The sequence below is a fragment of the Natronocalculus amylovorans genome, from assembly GCF_023638035.1.
GTDB classification, from domain to species: Archaea; Halobacteriota; Halobacteria; order Halobacteriales; family Haloferacaceae; genus Natronocalculus; species Natronocalculus amylovorans.
In genome coordinates, this window is sequence record NZ_JAKRVX010000001.1 from 167,534 (window position 1) to 185,211 (window position 17,678).

At 51.5% G+C, this 17,678-nt stretch carries 14 protein-coding genes; 7 read left to right on the plus strand and 7 right to left on the minus strand.

Features of this window, described 5'->3' with window-relative positions; translation table 11 throughout:
* Window positions 1-15: 15 nt before the first annotated feature.
* Entirely contained in the window at window positions 16-540 is a 525-nt protein-coding gene (locus tag AArcSt2_RS00895) for a hypothetical protein (protein WP_250582289.1), read from the plus strand.
* Here AArcSt2_RS00895 and metG read toward each other — a convergent pair whose 3' ends face one another.
* Window positions 541-2,634 carry a methionine--tRNA ligase gene (gene metG, locus AArcSt2_RS00900; RefSeq protein WP_250582291.1) on the minus strand — a complete coding sequence of 698 codons (2,094 nt, stop codon included), beginning with the start codon at window positions 2,632-2,634 and terminating at the stop codon, window positions 541-543.
* A 180-nt stretch (window positions 2,635-2,814) separates the two neighbouring features.
* Here metG and AArcSt2_RS00905 point away from each other — a divergent pair, with 180 nt between their 5' ends.
* A complete protein-coding gene (locus tag AArcSt2_RS00905) occupies window positions 2,815-4,692 on the plus strand; it encodes a PAS domain-containing sensor histidine kinase (RefSeq protein ID WP_250582293.1) in 1,878 nt (625 codons plus the stop codon).
* Here AArcSt2_RS00905 and mfnA read toward each other — a convergent pair.
* The 4 genes from mfnA to AArcSt2_RS00925 all read right to left on the minus strand — a co-directional run bounded on the left by mfnA (window position 4,689) and on the right by AArcSt2_RS00925 (window position 9,753).
* Window positions 4,689-5,777, minus strand: coding sequence for a tyrosine decarboxylase MfnA (gene mfnA / locus AArcSt2_RS00910; protein WP_425493633.1), 1,089 nt, complete (start codon window positions 5,775-5,777; stop codon window positions 4,689-4,691). The genes AArcSt2_RS00905 and mfnA overlap by 4 nt on opposite strands.
* Before the next feature lie 51 nt (window positions 5,778-5,828).
* Window positions 5,829-8,204, minus strand: a complete 2,376-nt coding sequence (ppsA, locus tag AArcSt2_RS00915; protein WP_250582295.1) for a phosphoenolpyruvate synthase — start codon at window positions 8,202-8,204, stop codon at window positions 5,829-5,831.
* A gap of 112 nt (window positions 8,205-8,316) precedes the next feature.
* Window positions 8,317-9,237: a PhzF family phenazine biosynthesis protein gene (locus AArcSt2_RS00920; RefSeq protein WP_250582297.1), complete on the minus strand. Its 921-nt coding sequence runs from the start codon at window positions 9,235-9,237 to the stop codon at window positions 8,317-8,319.
* 48 nt (window positions 9,238-9,285) lie between these two features.
* On the minus strand, window positions 9,286-9,753 hold the full coding sequence (locus AArcSt2_RS00925; RefSeq protein ID WP_174652959.1) for a nucleoside deaminase: 468 nt from the start codon (window positions 9,751-9,753) through the stop codon (window positions 9,286-9,288).
* Window positions 9,754-9,867: 114 nt separating this feature from the next.
* Between AArcSt2_RS00925 and AArcSt2_RS00930 the strand changes: the two genes are divergently transcribed.
* From AArcSt2_RS00930 to AArcSt2_RS00940, 3 genes are read left to right on the plus strand one after another with little or no spacing between them, the layout of a single operon-like run.
* The gene (locus tag AArcSt2_RS00930) at window positions 9,868-10,572 is read left to right on the plus strand and encodes a phosphoribosyltransferase (RefSeq protein WP_174652958.1); all 705 of its coding nucleotides are present in this window, start codon (window positions 9,868-9,870) and stop codon (window positions 10,570-10,572) included.
* 6 nt (window positions 10,573-10,578) lie between these two features.
* The gene (locus AArcSt2_RS00935) at window positions 10,579-11,208 is read left to right on the plus strand and encodes an HD domain-containing protein (RefSeq protein ID WP_250582299.1); all 630 of its coding nucleotides are present in this window, start codon (window positions 10,579-10,581) and stop codon (window positions 11,206-11,208) included.
* Window positions 11,205-12,170: an AEC family transporter gene (locus tag AArcSt2_RS00940; RefSeq protein ID WP_250582301.1), complete on the plus strand. Its 966-nt coding sequence runs from the start codon at window positions 11,205-11,207 to the stop codon at window positions 12,168-12,170. Before AArcSt2_RS00935 ends, AArcSt2_RS00940 begins: the two co-directional genes overlap by 4 nt.
* 3 nt (window positions 12,171-12,173) lie before the next feature.
* Here the strand turns inward: AArcSt2_RS00940 and AArcSt2_RS00945 are convergent, their stop codons facing one another.
* On the minus strand, window positions 12,174-13,613 hold the full coding sequence (locus tag AArcSt2_RS00945; RefSeq protein ID WP_250582303.1) for an MATE family efflux transporter: 1,440 nt from the start codon (window positions 13,611-13,613) through the stop codon (window positions 12,174-12,176).
* A gap of 143 nt (window positions 13,614-13,756) precedes the next feature.
* Here AArcSt2_RS00945 and AArcSt2_RS00950 point away from each other — a divergent pair, with 143 nt between their 5' ends.
* Together AArcSt2_RS00950 and mtnP are read left to right on the plus strand one after the other, a co-directional pair.
* On the plus strand, window positions 13,757-16,168 hold the full coding sequence (locus tag AArcSt2_RS00950; RefSeq protein WP_250582304.1) for a receiver/sensor box histidine kinase: 2,412 nt from the start codon (window positions 13,757-13,759) through the stop codon (window positions 16,166-16,168).
* A 24-nt stretch (window positions 16,169-16,192) separates the two neighbouring features.
* Window positions 16,193-17,053, plus strand: a complete 861-nt coding sequence (mtnP, locus tag AArcSt2_RS00955) for an S-methyl-5'-thioadenosine phosphorylase (protein ID WP_174652954.1) — start codon at window positions 16,193-16,195, stop codon at window positions 17,051-17,053.
* 160 nt (window positions 17,054-17,213) lie between these two features.
* On the opposite strand, the gene AArcSt2_RS00960 is transcribed toward mtnP, so the two are convergent.
* On the minus strand, window positions 17,214-17,594 hold the full coding sequence (locus tag AArcSt2_RS00960) for a VOC family protein (protein WP_174652953.1): 381 nt from the start codon (window positions 17,592-17,594) through the stop codon (window positions 17,214-17,216).
* Between the last annotated feature and the right edge of the window lie 84 nt (window positions 17,595-17,678).

Genomic DNA, 17,678 nt, shown 5'->3' on the forward strand with positions numbered 1-17,678 from the left:
AGGGACAGCTACTGTGTGAGCACACACGGTGTGTGGAGCTTTCGAACCGAAACCGGATACGCCCGCCTCGCAAACGGAGCCCTCCACTTCAGCAGCGACATCCAGTCGTACAGCCGCGGACAGCTAGCAAAGCTAAAACATGCGTCGCGATGGGAGCAGTTACTATTGATTTTCACACCAGTCGCATTTGTACGTCTACTATATGACTCCGTAGGGATACTTATCACAAGCTCTGCGGCCTCAACAGTACGCTCAGGTGAGTTCTTTGGAGTGCTGTTGATGGTTGCAGGAGTTGTTGGTGTTCTCTCACTGATTCTGTACCGATCGATCCGAAGCAGCGCAAAAATTCCGCTTGCAGATATTACATTGGTCCAGATCACCCACGAAGATAGAGAGCTGACAATCAGATACGAGCGTGATATGGAAACCGAAGAGAACACAACGGTCGCCCGGACGGATGCGGATCTTCAGGATGCGATCGAGATGTTGGAACTCAAAGGGGTGAACGTTGCTCGGAATCCGTCGTACGAACGGAATTAATTACCGTACACGAGTGCCTGGAACCGAATCGCCGTGTGTCGTCAAGATGTCCGCTTGTTCGCCGGCTGCAAGCAACATTCCGTTGGACTCAACGCCAAACAGCTCTGCTTTTTCAAGATTTGCAACGATCACAACACGGGTACCTTCGAGTTCGTCAAGGTCGTGTAGCTGTTTGATCCCGGCGACGATCTGGCGCGTTTCTGCACCGATGTCAACCGTCACCTTCGCGAGTTTGTCTGCACCCTCAATACCGTCTGCAGAGATAATCTCACCAATTCGGAGATCAAGTGCTTGGAACTCATCAAAGCTAATTCGATTATCTTCGAGCGGTTCAATGTCAATGTCGGTTTCGGTGTCGGTGTCGGTTTCAGTCATCTCTGTCTCGTCGTCTGTTTCCTCTGGTGGCTCATCGGAGGTTGCTTCTTTTACACGAGCATCGAGCTTCTCGTTCAGCTCTTCAACACGTTCGTCAGGAATCTTCTCAAACAGTTCGCTCGGCTCATCGAACGATGCTTGCGGTGGTTCAAGTGCTGCGTCAACGGTTACATCATGGACGGATCCAGTTTCGCCGATCTGACTCCACAGTTCGTCACACCGATCGGGTGCGATTGGGGAGAAGAGGACAGCGATCGCTTTGGCGATCTGGACACAGTCGAAAATAACCTGTGCCGCCTTATTTGGGTCTTCGTCGGTGAGTTTCCACGGCTCATTGCGCTGGATGTACTCGTTTCCGAACCGTGCAAGGTCTACTGCTGCGTTGCCTGCATGACGGATCGAATAGTCGTTCACACCGGCCGTGAAATCGTCGATCGCCTGCTCAATCCGCTCTTCAACTGCTTGTGAGACGGATGCGTCCGGTGTTCCCTCGTAGTTGCGGTACGCGAACAACAGCGATCGGTAGAGGAAGTTTCCAACCGTTCCAACTAGTTCGTTGTTCACACGATCGCGGAACTTCTCCCACGAGAAGTCAACGTCCTGCTGGAACCCGCCGTTGGTGGCGATATAGTACCGAAGGAGGTCCGGGTGGAAGCCTTCATCAATGTATTCGTTCGCCCACACTGCACGGTTTCGGCTCGTCGAGAAGCCTTTGCCGCCAAGCGTGACAAACCCGGATGCCATGACCGCTCGTGGTGTGTTGTAGCCTGCACCTTCGAGCATTGCCGGCCAGAAGATCGTGTGATGCTGAATGATATCGCGGCCGATGATATGGACGATCTCACCGTCGTCCTTCCATGTGCGCTCCCAATCGTAGACATCCTCACCGACTCGATCGGTGTATTGTTGTGTGGACGCGATGTATTCGATCGGCGCATCAACCCAGACATAGAGCACCAGTTCGTCTTCGTTCTCGCCCGGATAGTCGATTCCCCAATCCATGTCACGAGTGATACACCAATCTTGGAGTCCGGATTCGATCCACTCGCGTGGTTGATTTCGGGCATTTGAGGTTCCTTCAAGATTGTCAAGGAACGAGGAGAGATAGTCGGAAAACGCCGACACACGGAAGAACTTGTGTGTTCGGTTGCGATACTCAGCAGGGTTTCCTGAAAGCGTAGAGACTGGCTCTTTGATCTCTCCGGGTTCAAGATGGCGTTGGCATCCCTCATCACACTCATCACCGCGAGCATGCTCGCCACAGTATGGACAGGTCCCCTCAACGTATCGATCGGGGAGATACTGATCGTCAACTGGGTCGTAGGCTACCATGATCTCTTTTTCGTAGATGTGGCCTGCCTCATCCAGCGCGTTGACAATCGATTTGGTTAGGTCGGTGTTTGTCTCGTCGTGGGTATGTCCGTAGTTGTCAAAATCGATGTTAAATTTCGGGAAGATTTCGGTGTACTTCTCGTGCCAACTCAGTGCAAACTCCTCCGGGGAGACACCTTCTTTGTCGGCGTTGACCGCAACCGGTGTACCGTGCATATCGGAACCAGAAACAAACGCGGTTTGTTGGCCCAACTGGCGAAGTGCACGTGAGTAGACATCACCACCAACATACGTCCGAAGGTGGCCAACGTGGATATCACCGTTCGCGTACGGGAGTCCACAGGTCACCACCGCTGGTGTATCCGTTGGAAAATCATCGTGGCTCATTGGTTTGTATGCATACGTACGCTACGTGACGCATCTAAAACCCGCGGATTCGTTCTGCAATGATCAGACATAATCGTAACAGGCAGACACAGATGGGCCATGGGATTTATTATCTGGTACTTGTTACCGTGTAGTAATGTTTGCCGGTAGCGATTGGAACAGTGACATAACGAGAGTACAATGAGCAGTACCGATTTTGCCTCCGAAACGAGTATTTTATTCCAAGAGGCTCCCGACCCAATCGTTAGATACACTTTTGTTGATTCTGAGCCAATAATTTTAGCCGTTAACCCCGCATTTGAGTCGCTCTTTGGCTACGGTGCAGATGATGTCGTTGGACAGTCATTTGATGAGACCCTGGTCCCGAAAACAGCCCGGTCTAATATTACAACGCTTAACGATCGTATTCGTTCAAACGAACAGGTTGAGGACGTTGTCACACGAAAAACTGCAGACGGCGTCCGCTACTTTCGACTCAGAAACGTTCGGATCCCCAATGCAGATCCTCCTGAGTGGTTTGCAATCTACACCGATTTAACACCCGAAAAAGAGCGCGAAAAGCGACTTGAACAGTATGAGATGCTTGTCGAAGCGATTGGGGATCCGATGTACGTCTTGGACGCTGATGGTAAAATTCAGACTGTCAACCGGGCAATGACCGCTGCGATCGGCTGGAGTGAGTCCGAACTTATCGGTGCATTTCCGGAGCGGTTCATGCCCGAGGAGAGTATTAAAACTGCAGCGGCTGCGATTACAGAGATTCTCAAGAGCGATGAAAAGGAGTGGAAAACGGTCGAGCTATCTGTTACTCACGCAGATGGTCACACGCTCATCTGTGAAGACAACCTCGCAGTAATCACCGATACTGGTGGTAACTTTGCAGGCTCTGTAGGTGTTATCCGTGACATTTCGGATCGGAAAGCATACGAAAAAACGCTTACAGCGTTACAGCAGACGACGCGTGAGTTGCTTACCGCATCGTCAATCGACGAAACCCTCGATATTGCGACCACTGCAGCATGGGATGTTCTCGATGCTCCGTTTTCGACGATTCTCATCCACGATGACGAGGCGGACGTTCTCCGGCCAACTCTACTCACTGATGAATTGAATGAATTATATGAGACGACCGCCGAGCGACTCACATTTGCGGTTGGAGAAGGGTTAACGGGGTCTGCATTTGAGTCACAGACACCAGAAAGATATTCAGATATTCAGACGGAGCCGGAAATGGCTCGAGAGGATCCAGAGGTACGAACCCTGCTCTTGTATCCGCTTGGAGAACACGGAGTGTTTTTATTTGGTTCACCGGTCGTTGATGGTTTCGACCCGGTTGACGAGCACTTTGCAGAGATTTTATCAACGACAACAAAAGCAGCCCTTGACACGGCGGTCAATCACGAAGAGTTGCTCTCAAGAGAGAATGCGCTTGAGCGGCAAAACGAGCGGCTGGAAGCATTTGCGAGCGTCGTCTCACACGATTTGCGGAACCCGCTAAACATTGCACAAGGCTACCTTGATTTAGTTGAGATGGAAACGGACCCCCAAAAACAACAGCAGTTTGTAACACAAACACAAGAGGCGCTCGATCGGATCGAAAGGCTCGTTGAGAACCTCTTGACAATCGCACGAGAAGGCAAACAGATCGAAGATCCGGTGCCGCTCGCCTTAGAGTCGATCGCACAGGCCGCGAAAGAAACAGTTGGCGTACCATCAGAGCGGTTTACTACTGAGACGCTTCCAGCGATCGAGGGTGATCCGAGTCGGGTTCAACAGCTCTTTGAGAATCTCTTGTCGAATGCAGTAACACACGGAGGAGAAACAGTCACCGTAACCGTCGGAACACTACGAGAAACAGACCGTTCGGGGTTCTATGTTGCCGATGATGGACCCGGTATTGACGAGTCACTCATAGATTCTGTGTTCGAGTGGGGAGTGACAAGCGAGCGTTCCGGAACCGGATTAGGCCTTGCAATCGTCTCCGACATTGCCGAAGCACATGGTTGGAACGTTGTTGTAACGAATGACGATGGCGCACGGTTCGAATTTTGGTTCTAAGCCGAATTGCCAGCTCTACGGAGTCGGTCGAGATCAGAAAGAAACGACTCACACAGTGACTGGGTCACGTGTGGCATACAGACAATTCGAAGTGTGCCATCAGCGGTTGTTGCTATTCGCCAGCCCTCCGATCGAAGTGCCGTAAACAACTCACGCGGGATGTCTGCAGCAACGAGCGGAAGGTGTGGTGTGACGGTCTCAAATCCACGAGTAGAGAGTTCGGTTTCCAATCGTTCTGCGAGATACATGGTTCGCTCATATGTCTCTTTGTAGCCGTGTGGCCACAATGCCTCCATTGCTGCGAGGGCACCAGCAACGCCAGCGCCGCTTCGTGTACCTGTGAGGGTTGCCTGCGTTGGTGATTCAAGATACGGTGTCTCAATCGCGAGTTCGTCGAGTAGCGATGGATCACGGACCAATAGCCCACCAGCAGGGATTGTTGCCTGCCCAAATTTGTGTGGATCGATCGTCAATGAATCAATACCAGCAGCAAAGCTCCATGCGTGGTCGGTAAACGGGAGCACAAACCCACCCCATGCAGCGTCAACGTGCATTACTGCATCAACACGGTGAGCAATATCGGTTAGTTCTGGAATTGGATCAACACGGCCGTACGCTGTTGAACCAGCAACGCCAACAACCAACACCGTATCTTCGTCGACCGCATTCTCGACGGCTGTGAGGTCTGCCCGATGGTCTTCGTCTGTTGGAACGGTACGAAGTTCAACATTGAGGACGGTGGCTGCTTTGTTGAAACTAAAATGAAGACTTTCTGGAGCGACAATATTTGGTGTTTTGGTAGCCGATCGGTTTCTGGCTGCATGCACCGCCTGAATGTTCGACTCAGTACCACCGCTAGTGATGTACCCCGTTGCGGTTGGTTCACCAACAATATCGGCGAGTAGGTTGACAGCCTTTGACTCAATCTTTGCGATTGACTGATATGTCATTGGGTCGCCAGGGTTCGTTGTCAAAAACTCGGTTGCCGCAGCGACTGCGTCCGGATGTGGTCGCGTACACATTGAGGACAACACGCGATCGAAAGATTGCGGCTGTGGATGATCCCTACAAAGCGGTTGCATCATCACACGATATCAGAAACAACAAATTAGCTGTTCCGTTCTCTTTTGGCTGTGTTAGCGAACGGAATCTAAGAGGAGTTTCTGTTCAACACGCTTGACTTCGTGTTGAACATCCCGAACTGCATCGATATTAGGCGATAGTGAGCTAATACCCTGCTCGACGAGGTAGCGAACCATCGCTGGTTTTGAGGCAGCTTGCCCACAAATACTCGTATTAACATCGAGTTCCCTGCACGTTTCGATCGTATTTGCAATCAGTTCAAGAACCGCAGGGTGGAGTTCGTCAAATCGGTCTGCGACGTTCTCGTTGTTACGATCGACAGCAAGCGTGTACTGTGTTAGATCGTTCGTCCCGAACGATGCAAAATCAATGCCGGTCTGTGCAATCTCCTCAATACAGAGTGCGCTTGCTGGTGTCTCGATCATCACACCCCAACGACGTTTTGAGAGATCAATACCCGCAGACTCAATGTGCTGCTTTGCACGGAGTACGTCTTCGGCATCGTTGACCAGCGGAAGCATGAGTTCAACATTATCATAGCCCATATCATAGAGCCGTTTAAATGCAGCAAGCTCTTGGCCAAAGATATCAGGCTTATCAAGACTTCTTCGGATACCACGATAGCCAAGCATTGGGTTATGTTCGGTTGGCTCACTCTCCCCACCCGCTAGTTCACGGAACTCATCTGTCGGTGCATCCATCGTCCGGACGCGAACCGGCCGTGGGTAGAATGCATCCGCAACGGTCCGAATGCCTTTGATTAGTTCATCTTGATAGCCTCGTTCCCCATGGTCTTTGATGTAGGTTTCAGGCGTTTTCCCGAGCGAAAGAACCATGTGCTCGATGCGAAGCAGGCCGACGCCGTCAGCACCGGTTGCTGCGGCCCGCTCTGCGGCTTCCGGGATTGAGACGTTGACTTTGACTTCCGTTGCGGTCATCGGTTTCACAGGCGTCTGTGGTCGGACTGAATCAATCGACTCCTGTGAAACAGCATCCGAGGATTCAGCATCGCTCTTGCTGTCTGATCCGTCTGTCAGGTCTCCTGAGAGAACAGTCCCTTTCGAGCCATCGATTGTTACTATTTGGCCGTTTTGAAGCTCTCTTGTCGCACTTCCAGTCCCAACGACTGCTGGAACGCCGAGTTCGCGTGAGACGATCGCTGCGTGAGATGTCATTCCGCCCTCATCAGTGACGATTGCAACGGCACGCTTCATCGCAGGAACCATATCTGGCATCGTCATCTCGGTAACAATTACATCACCGTCTGCAACCTGATCGAGGTGGTCGAGTTTGGTAACAACACGAACTGTTCCAGAAACGAGGCCTGGGCTTGACCCGAGCCCGCGAACGAGTACTGATCCATCCTCATCTTCCCCCTCGATATCCGAGTCGCCGAGTGAGCCACCATTTGCAACGAGTTCGGAGCCAGCTTTGGCAGCAGATTCACGATCGTCGGCAGTTGCATCTTCAATCTGTTTCGTTCCGGAGATCGTCGTTATCGGCCGGGATTGGAGCATGAACACGTCACCATCAACGATTGCCCACTCAACATCTTGTGGTGTCCCATAATGCGCTTCGACGATTTCTCCAAGTTCAACGAGTTTCTCGATCTCGCCATCAGAGAGCACCTGTTTGTCTCTGTGCTCCTCGTCAACTTCGAGTTCGGTTGTTTCGCCCGTTTGTGGGTCTTTAACAAGCTTGACTTTCTTGGTAGCAATTGTCGCGGTCTCAATTGTCGCTGTCTCGCGATCGACAACATAGTTATCTGGAGAGACCGTTCCAGAGACAACAGCCTCACCAAGACCCCATGCGGCCTCAATAATAATTCGTGGCTCACCGGTGGATGGGTGACTGGTAAACATGACTCCGGATTTTTCGGCGTCAACCATCTGCTGGACAACAACCGCAATATCTACCTCATGGTGTGGGAATCCCTGTCGGTTTCGGTAGTAGATTGCGCGCTGAGAGAACAGCGATGCCCAACACTCCTTCACACGATGGAGGAGTTTCTGTTCGGTTACGTTCAAAAACGTCTCCTGCTGTCCTGCAAAAGAGGCGTCCGGAAGATCCTCTGCAGTTGCAGACGATCGGACTGCAACAAACGCCTCTTCATCATCGCCAATCGATCGATACGCCTCAAGGATTTCAGTACGTACCTCCTCGGGAAGCGGAGTTCCCATAATTAGATCGTAGGCAGTCTCCTCCGCTGTCGCGAGTGCGGCTGAGTCCTCCGTATCAATATCCATTGCTTCGAAGAGTTCCTCGTCGATCTCCGCTTTCTCAATGAAGTGGCGATACGTTCCCGCAGTCACCACGAATCCCGGCGGGACTGGAAGCTCAGCACCAAGAAGTTCACCAAGGGACGCCGCCTTGCCGCCGACTGTCTCAATGTCGTCAGCACGCACGTCGTCAAGCCAAAGTACAGCCATTTCGTATTCGATTGATCCACCAGACAGGTAAAGAAGTTTCCGGACCGCGCAAGCGTGTAAAAAAGTATACTCAAGTGTGAGTGAGTATTCAGAAAATCACCTCTGCTACTGATTACGCCTCGATTATCTCATCTTCCGACATATCTGGTATTGTAAGCGTTCCATCTGCAGCAGTAACTGCATGTCCACCAACGCGGACAGTTGTTAGCCCCGTTGTCTCATCCGTTTGGACGTCAACGTGTGCATGACCACCACGGTTTATGAAATGACCTTGTTCAAACTGGAGCGGGTCAACGAACGAATCAAGTGCGCCGTACCATTCGAGATATGCGCCACATGCACCGCTTGCAGTTCCAGTAACTGGGTCTTCAGGAACGCCGGACGCTGGCGCAAACATTCGTGCGTGGAGTGTCGATGCTGCATCGAGCGTGTCGAAGGTAAACGCGTAGACACCTGCAACATCATGTTCCGTCGAAAGCGACGCGATGGCATCCATATCCGGGGCGGCATTTCCAAGCGGTTGGAGAAACGAAACCGGGACCATCAGAAACGGGAGACCGGTAGATGCACGCGCAATCGGAAGTTCTTCACCAACGTCGGTGAGCGCCGCTTGCTCAATCCCAAGCGCAGCCGCAAGCGCCTCATAGTCGATCGAAACAGCAGTAACAGAGGGCTCAGCTTGTGTCATCCAGACCATTCCGGACGCGGTAATCTCAACTGAGAGCACGCCGACGTTCGTCTCAAGCGACTGTGTGCCGGTTTCGATCGTGTCATCTGTTGCAAGCAGTGCGTGAGTTGCAACCGTTGCGTGTCCACAGAGGTCAACTTCTTGTGTCGGTGTGAAGTATCGGATTTTTCGATCTGCATCCTCACTGGGGAAGAAAAATGCAGTCTCGCTAACCGAAAGTTCGCGTGCAATCGCTTGCATCTGCTCGTCGGACAATCCAGATCCATCTGGGACAACGCCTGCAGCATTGCCAGAGAGTGGTGTCTCAGTGAATGCGTCAACAAGTGCAAAGCGACGTGTGTTCATAGTTTGGTACTTGTTTGACAATTCATAAAGACACGTGTCTTTTGACGGTCAATCCGAGCCGTAAAATGAGTCGTGAACCGCTCTTCCTTCTTCATTAAGCACTGGCCCAATAACATCTGTAATTCCAGAGAGAATCGCAGCCGATCGGACCGTAATCGGCGAGCTGCCGGTGAATTCCGTTATTTCATCGCTCCCGACGCTGTAGTAGATACGGTTCAACCCGGCATACCGAATCCCTCCTGCACACATTGGGCATGGTTCGGTGCTAGTGTACATGACTGTCTCTGCGCGCACAGACTCATCCAGCTCGTTGCATGCGCGCATGGCAAGATGCAGTTCCGGATGTCTGCGAATATCGTTTTCAGTGATGACCCTGTTTTCTTCCTCCATAATGATCTCATTATTGTGGACAAGCACCGTACCAAACGGTCGGTTCCCGTGTTCGACAGCCTGTTCTGCCAGTTCGATCGCTCGCCGCATATGCACCTCATGTGAAAACTCATCGACAGAAACCATACTGTTACTTGATGGTCTCTACTATCCTGTACGTTTCGATTGTGGTAGTGGCTCACACATTCACGAATTGAACTGTAAACTCTTATAGTCCGAAAGCAACCATCCTGAGATGTTATGAGCGATCTCCCGGACAATTTCAACTGTACCATCACCAACTGGGAGTACATCTATGGCCTCTGCCGCGATGTGAGCGTCCAAGTCAAAGACGATGATTTCGAACCGGACGTCATCGTTGCACTTGCACGTGGCGGCTGGTTTGCCGGTCGATGTATTTGCGATTTCCTCGGGTTGGATGACCTTACTAGCCTGAAAATGGAACACTACGTTGGGACCGCCCAGAAGTCCGACGAACCACAGATTCGCTATCCAATGCCCGAAGGTTCTGTCGAAGGTAAGAACGTCCTCATCATCGATGATATTGCCGACACTGGCGGCTCGATCAAGCGAGCACAGGAGTACGTTGAGCAGCGAAATGCTGGCGACGTGCGAACGGCGACACTCCAACTGCTACAGACAAGCGAGTTTGAACCGGATTTCGTCGGCGAGCAGCTTGAGGAGTGGGCATGGGTCGTTTACCCGTGGAACTTCATCGAGGATATGATCGATCTTATCGCAGGAGTTATGGAAAAAGCCGACGCTGAGACGTTCACCAAAGACGGCATTCGACACCATCTCGCTGAGTTCCACGATGTCGATCGGATCGAAATGGAGATTGCACAGCCGGACCGATTAGATGAGGTGCTCTCGGAGATGGTTCGTCGTGGCGTAACCGTTCCAGTCTCGGAGACTGAGTGGGCGCTCGTGGAAGCCACTGAATAATCGATCGTGTCCGATGAGATAGCAACACTCCACGAAATTCTATCGTTGAAAGACGAAATACGAACCGGCTGGCAGCTCAGAGGCGTCTCACAGCCAGAATCTGTCGCTGCACACACATGGGGCGTGTCGTTTCTCTGCCTCGTGTATGGCGATCGGATGGCGGCGGAGTTCGAAACACGTGGCCAGACGCTTTCTGTTGGTCGAGCGCTCCAGCTTGCGGTCGTCCATGATCTTGCAGAAGCAGAGACCGGTGATTTCCCAACACGGGCGGACTCAACTGCGGAGACCGTCTCTGAAGCAACAAAAGAGCGACTTGAGCGGGCTGCTGTGGGTTCGCTTACAGCGCCGCTCGGAACGGACCAGATCCGGTCACTGTGGGAGGAGTATGAGGCTCGTGAGACGCCAGAATCAGTCTTTGTTAAAGAGATGGATCTGGTCGACATGTGCCTGCAAGCGCTTGTGTATGAGTCGGAGCGTCGGTATGATCCGGATTCGGACACAAGAAATGCCTTTGTCGAGTTTACACACCTCGATGAGTTCTTCGTAACCGCAGAGCCGCGATTACAAACTGAGTTGGGCCGATCGCTTTATGAAGAGGTTCACGACCAATATACGGAGATTCGAGACAGCAGATGACGGATCTGGATCTGCTTGGAATCTTTGGAGAGGCAATCCTGCCGATTATTGCGATCGCTGCGGCAGGGTTTGTGCTCGGTCGAACAAAATCGATCGATCCAGGGCCACTGAACACCGCTGTTGTCTACGTCCTTGCACCGGCGCTTGTATTTCATAGCCTCGCGGTAACGCAACTCGCTGGTGGAACGTTACTTCGGATTGCCGCAGGCGTGTTATTATTCACCGTGATTATGGTTGCAATCGGTGAGGCGATCGGCCGACTCACGGGTGAGACGGAGCCGGTGATAAGTGCGCTGATTCTAGTGATTGCATTCACAAACTCCGGAAACTACGGCATCCCGGTCTCTGATTTTGCGTTTGGACCGGTTGGCCGACAGACTGCGGTTGTCTTTCTCACTGCGCAAGCAGTCTTAGTGTACACTGTTGGAGTGTATATCGCATCACGAAGCGGCGGCGGAAGCGGGCTTGAAGGGATCAAACGGGTGTTGAAAATTCCACTTGTGTATGCTGTGATTGTTGCACTGCTCTTACGAGCAGGTGGGCTTGTCCCGCCCGCAGATGCAGCAGCAATGGAAGCAGTGCAACTTGTTGGTGACTCCTCAATACCGGTAATGCTGCTTATTTTAGGAATACAGTTGGCAAATACAGATTATGGCTCCGCACTCTCGCGTGCAACGAAACCGACCCTGCTGAAGATGGGGCTTGCGCCGATCGTTGGCGTTGGGATTGCGGTCGTACTTGGATTCGAAGACCCAACGGTTGCACGAGTGTTTGTGCTTGAGACGGCAATGCCTGCAGCAGTCACACCGCTTGTGCTTATTGTCGAGTTTGCTGGTGATGAGACGATCGGAGAGCTAACCGTTGCAGAGTATGTGAGCACGGTGATACTGGTGACAACGCTTGTGAGTGTACCATTGCTTACAGTGTTAATTGCACTGTTGCAGTCCGGCGTTATTGTCTGATCGCTAGTCGGAGCCAACAGTGTCCACGCTTCGATCAGGGGTTGGTTCTTCCTCGATGATTTTTGTTGCCCACGTCCCACGCAGGTACCACACCAACGCTGCAACAAAGCCAATCACGTCGCCCAACAGGACCGCATACCAGATCCCGGTCTCAGCCCATCCAAGCACGAACACAAAGTAGTATGTCAGTGGTACACGGGCAACCCACAACGTGATCATTGAGAAAACCATCGCTGTTTTTGTGTTTCCGGCGCCCCGGAATGTGCCGAGCATAATCTGTAGTGCACCCATGAACACGAACATGAACGCTGCGATCTGCATATACTCAACCGCGTAGGCGATCGTTTGTGGCGCCCCCTCCGTATCTGCTGACAGGAACACTCGGACGATCGGCTCTGGGAACGTGAACATGATGATCGTAATCACCGACATGACAATCGCAGCAAGCCCCATCGCGAGCCATGACGCCTTCTTTGCGCGGTCCGGGCGATTTGCACCTAAATTCTGACCAACAACCGTATCAACAGCCTGTGAGAGGCCCATTGCCGGAAGAAATACGAGCGAAATCAGCCGATTTCCGAGTCCGTACGCTGCGACAATAGCAGGCGAGAATGTGACGACCATCGCCGTCAAAATAATAAACGCAAGCGATGAGGTTGATTGTTCGATCGCACTTGGGACACCAAGGCTGACAATCTCTTTAATCTGCGTGAGGTCGGGGATCAAGTATTCGAGTTCAATATTTGGGCCTGCATCTGTCCAAAAGAGGATATACAGTCCAAAGCCGGTTGCAACCGCACGTGCAGTGATCGTTGCGATCGCAGCACCCTCAATCTCCAATCGTGGAAACGGCCCGAGTCCGAAAATCAAAATCGCATCTAAGATGACGTTCAGAACGACGCTAATCACCATAATTCGCATCGGTGTGCGGGTGTCACCGTACCCCCGCATGATCGACACAAACACAAAAAATCCAAATAAAAACGGCATGCCGAGGAAGTAGATCCGCATATAGTCGGCTGCAAGCGGAATAATACGGGCTTCCGTCTCCGGGTCTGCAGGGAGCAACCCAAGCATCCAATTGGTTGTGAAGTAGCCAACAATACCAATTCCAATTGCAAGGATCGTCACAAACGAGAGCGTCTGTCCCGCGATTTTATCCGCGGAGTTGCCGCTTTGTGCCCCAGTATACTGTGCCACAAGAATGGCACCTGCCGCGGTGAACCCTCCGCCAACGGAAATAAGAAAGAAAATCAGTGGGAACGAGAGGCTCAATGCACCAACAGCATCCTCAGAAACCGCTCCAAGAAAGGCAGTGTCGGCAACGTTGTACGTCACCTGCAAGAGCTGTATCACAACCATCGGCCACGCAAGCGCGATCATCGGGCCGACCAAGTCCCCCTCTGTGAGTTCATTTGTTCGTGCTGACGATTCGGATGACACTACGATTCGAAACACGGCGCATGTATTTCAACGCTCGCGAACTACGCTATCAAATCACAATCTTGCTTATGTTGCCTGTATCAGCAACGGGTGCTTCAACCTTTATTACCGAGTGCAGTCATATTCTGACAGCGACCCCTGTTATGACCACCACAATCGACGTCCTCCATATTGATGACGATCCTGCCTTTACTGAGTTGGTGGCTACATACCTCCACCGGAAAGAATCGCAGATATCAGTCACAAGCGCAACCTCTGCTACTGAAGCGCTTTCGAAGCTTGATTCGAACACGTTTGACTGTATTGTAAGTGATTACGACATGCCAGAAATGGATGGGTTAGCGCTGCTAGAGACGGTTCGAAGCCAGGGGACTGACCTTCCATATATTCTATTTACCGGCAAAGGATCCGAAGAGATTGCAAGCGATGCAATCACTGCGGGCGTGACCGATTATCTTCAAAAAGGGGGCCCAGAGACTTACACTGTCCTGGCAAACCGGATTACAAATGTGGTCGCACAGTATCGTGCAAGTCAAACTGCAGAGCAGACCGAAAAGCGGCTTCGCGAGATTGCAGAACAGACAACAGACCTATTATGGATGGTCTCTGCGGATTGGACTGAGGTACTCTTTATTAATTCCGTTTACCAGGAACTCACTGGAGCCACAGTCAGCGACGTTATTGAAAACCCGCTGACGTTTTTTGCGCCGGTTCACCCTGAAGATAGAGCACGTATCTCCGCCCAGTTGCGATCGGTGTCAGAAGGTGACGTTGTAGATGTAGAGTGTCGAATAAACGAAAAGGAAGGTTATACTCGATGGGTTTGGGCACAAGCGGAACCGATTCTGGATGATACCGGTGAGGTCGATCGAATCGTCGGCTTTGCGCGAGAAATCACCGAAAAGAAAGAGCAGGAACGAAAGCTCGAACAGCTCAGGGACACATCTCAGAAGCTCATGCATACGCAATCGATCGAGGAAACAGCGGAGGTTGCAGTAACGGCTGCGCATGAAATCATTGGGGCCCCATTAAGCGGAGTTCACTTGCTCAACGATGCAGGTGATCAGATTGTGCCTTGTTTTGTTTTTGACTCCGTACGTGATGCGTTCGGAACGGTCCCCGTGTTTAATCGGGAACATGCCCAACAGAGCCGTGCCGCGGTTATTTGGGATGTGTTTGAGAACGGAACCCCGTGTCGGATTGACAACGTCTCAGCGTATGATGGAATCACTGAGACAACACCAACAGAGAGTGTTATTGTCCATCCAATCGGCTCATACGGCGTATTTATTGTTTCTGCAAATACAACAGATGCGTTTGATGACCGCGATGAAGCACTGGTTGAAATCTTAGCACGTTCACTCACCGCTGCGATGGACCGGGTAACACGTGAGCAACGTATCCGACATCGAGAGCAACGGCTCAAAGAGCTACATGATGCAACAAGACAGCTCATACAAGCCGAAAGTAAGACAGAGATTGCAGAAGAGATTGTGTCATCTGCAGCCGAGATACTTGGATTTTCAATCATGGTTGTGCGCTTTTACAATCCGGAAACTGAGCAGCTTGAGCCCGCCGTCTGTAGTGACCCAGTTGCGAACCTGCTTCCAGACCGTGATGGATTCGGTGCGGACGGAGACAGTCTTAATTGGGACGCGTATGCTTCCGGAGCGGTCAGGACATACGCCGATATTGAAACAACGAGCGCACTTGACACTGGAACGGGACTTCGGAGTCTAGCGATTTTCCCACTTGGCGGATATGGAACCGTCTCGGTTGGTGAAACAACCCCGGGGGCATTCGATGAGACAGATATATTTTTAGGGCAGATTCTCATTACAGCCGCAGAAACAGCGATCGATTCGATCGAACGAACAGCCGTTGTAGAGCAGCAACGAAACGAGCTGAAGGTACAGAATAGGCGACTCAATGATTTTACAAGCATTGTTACGCATGATCTTCGAAACCCGCTCAACGTCGCACAAGGATGGCTCGCACAACTCGAATCGGAGTACGATAACAATGATACTCGAATCGATCGTATCAAGCAAGCACATAGCCGGATCGACACGCTCATTGATAGTTTGCTCATGGTTGCACAGACTGGTGAGCAAGCTCTCGAACATGAGACCAGATCACTCCGTGAGCTGGCAACCCAGTGTTGGAAAACCGTTGAACAGCAGGATGCAGCGTTAGAGATCCACTCTGACTGTACACTGTATGGTGATACAAACCAACTGAGCCAGCTCTTTGAAAACCTCTTTCGAAATGCGATCGAACACAACGATGGAGTGGTCACGATTACAGTTGGACAGACGAATGATCAGGCTGGATTTTATGTGGAAGATTCAGGCCGTGGCATTCCGGTTTCGGACCAAAATGATGTATTCACATTTGGCTACTCAAGCGCTGCTGATGGGACCGGGCTCGGACTCGCAATTGTGTTACGCATCGTTGAGGCGCATGGATGGATGATCTCAATTAGCGAGAGTGAATCGGGTGGTGCTCGTTTTGAGATACGTTTCGATTCTGCTGCGGATGTCAGCACGGTTTAGTAGCACGATAGCACAAATGAGTGTATGAGTATGATCGGATTTATCGGTGGCAGTGGAATCTACGAATCGCTCCCGTTAAACAATGTTCGGGAGGAATCGATCGACACACCGTATGGCGAGCCAAGCTCGCCCGTAACAATCGGCGAGTTTGGAGACACCGGAAAAGAGATTGCATTCTTACCGCGGCATGGTGCAGATCACGGTCGATCACCAACCAATCTCCCATACCGAGCAAATATCTATGCGTTCAAACAAGTTGGCGTCACCCATATTTTTGCATCGAATGCGGTTGGGTCGCTGAAAGAAGAGCTTGAGCCAGGAACGCTTGTGATTCCGGACCAGATTTTCGATCGAACACGCAACCGCGAGATGACATTCTATGGTGACGGAATCGTTGTTCACCAACCGTTCACAGAGCCATACAGTCCAGAACTGGTTGACCATCTCACGGATGCAGCTAAAACTGCAACGGACACAAAAGTCGTCAAAGGCGGGACGTACGTCTGCATCGAGGGCCCACAGTACTCAACACGAGCGGAAAGCGAGTTCTTCCGATCGCAGGGGTGGGACCTTGTCGGCATGACTGCAATTCCAGAAGCGAAACTCGCTCGCGAAGCCGAAATTGCATATGCAACGATCGCAGGCGTCACGGACTACGACGTCTGGAAAAAAGACAGTGAGGTAACGCTTGAAGAGGTTCTTGAGAATGCAGCGAAGAACCAAGATGCGATCAAAACAGCAATTAAAGCGGCGATCGAGTCACTACCAGAAGACCATACCTGTGAGGCACATACCTCACTTGCAGGGACCGTGAATACACCAACGGAGGCAATTCCACAAGAAACTCGTGATCGTGTTGAACCGCTTGTTGGAAACTACCTATAACAGTTGAAGCCACTCCGTTTCAAGAGCCGGTGCGTACCGATTCAAACGAACTCGGTTCTGCGTGTTACAATTTGTGAACGCGGCCGCGTTCGAGAGCGGATGACTATTCGGTGAGTGTCGAATGCACCTCGTCGATGCAGATACGTGGATCTGAAGAGTTTCACACCTCGTTCGCTAGTTCAACAAGGTTGCCATCCGGATCTCGGAGATAGATAGATCGAAGTTTATTCCGCGTGCCAGTTCGAGGAACTGGTCCTCGCTCAATGGTGACCCCAGCCGAAGCGAGCTCTGTTTTGAGTATCGATACTGGTTTGCTTGTAATAAGACAGAAGTCCCCACCACCAACGGTTGGGTTACTCGCGCGTGGCTCAATCTCAGCATCCGCTTCGTGAAGGTTGATTTTTTGTGTTCCAACTTTGAGCGCGGTCCGATCGGGGCCAAAGGTGAGCACCTCGACACCATCAATCTGGCTGTAGAACGCACACGTTTGTTCGATATCTGAAACGGTCAGGACAAAATGATCAATCCGCGAAACAGTCATACATGCACACTGGAGACAGGTGGCCAAGAAGATATGTGATATCAAACGCTTCGTCAATGGATTCTAATTCTGTATTTTCACATC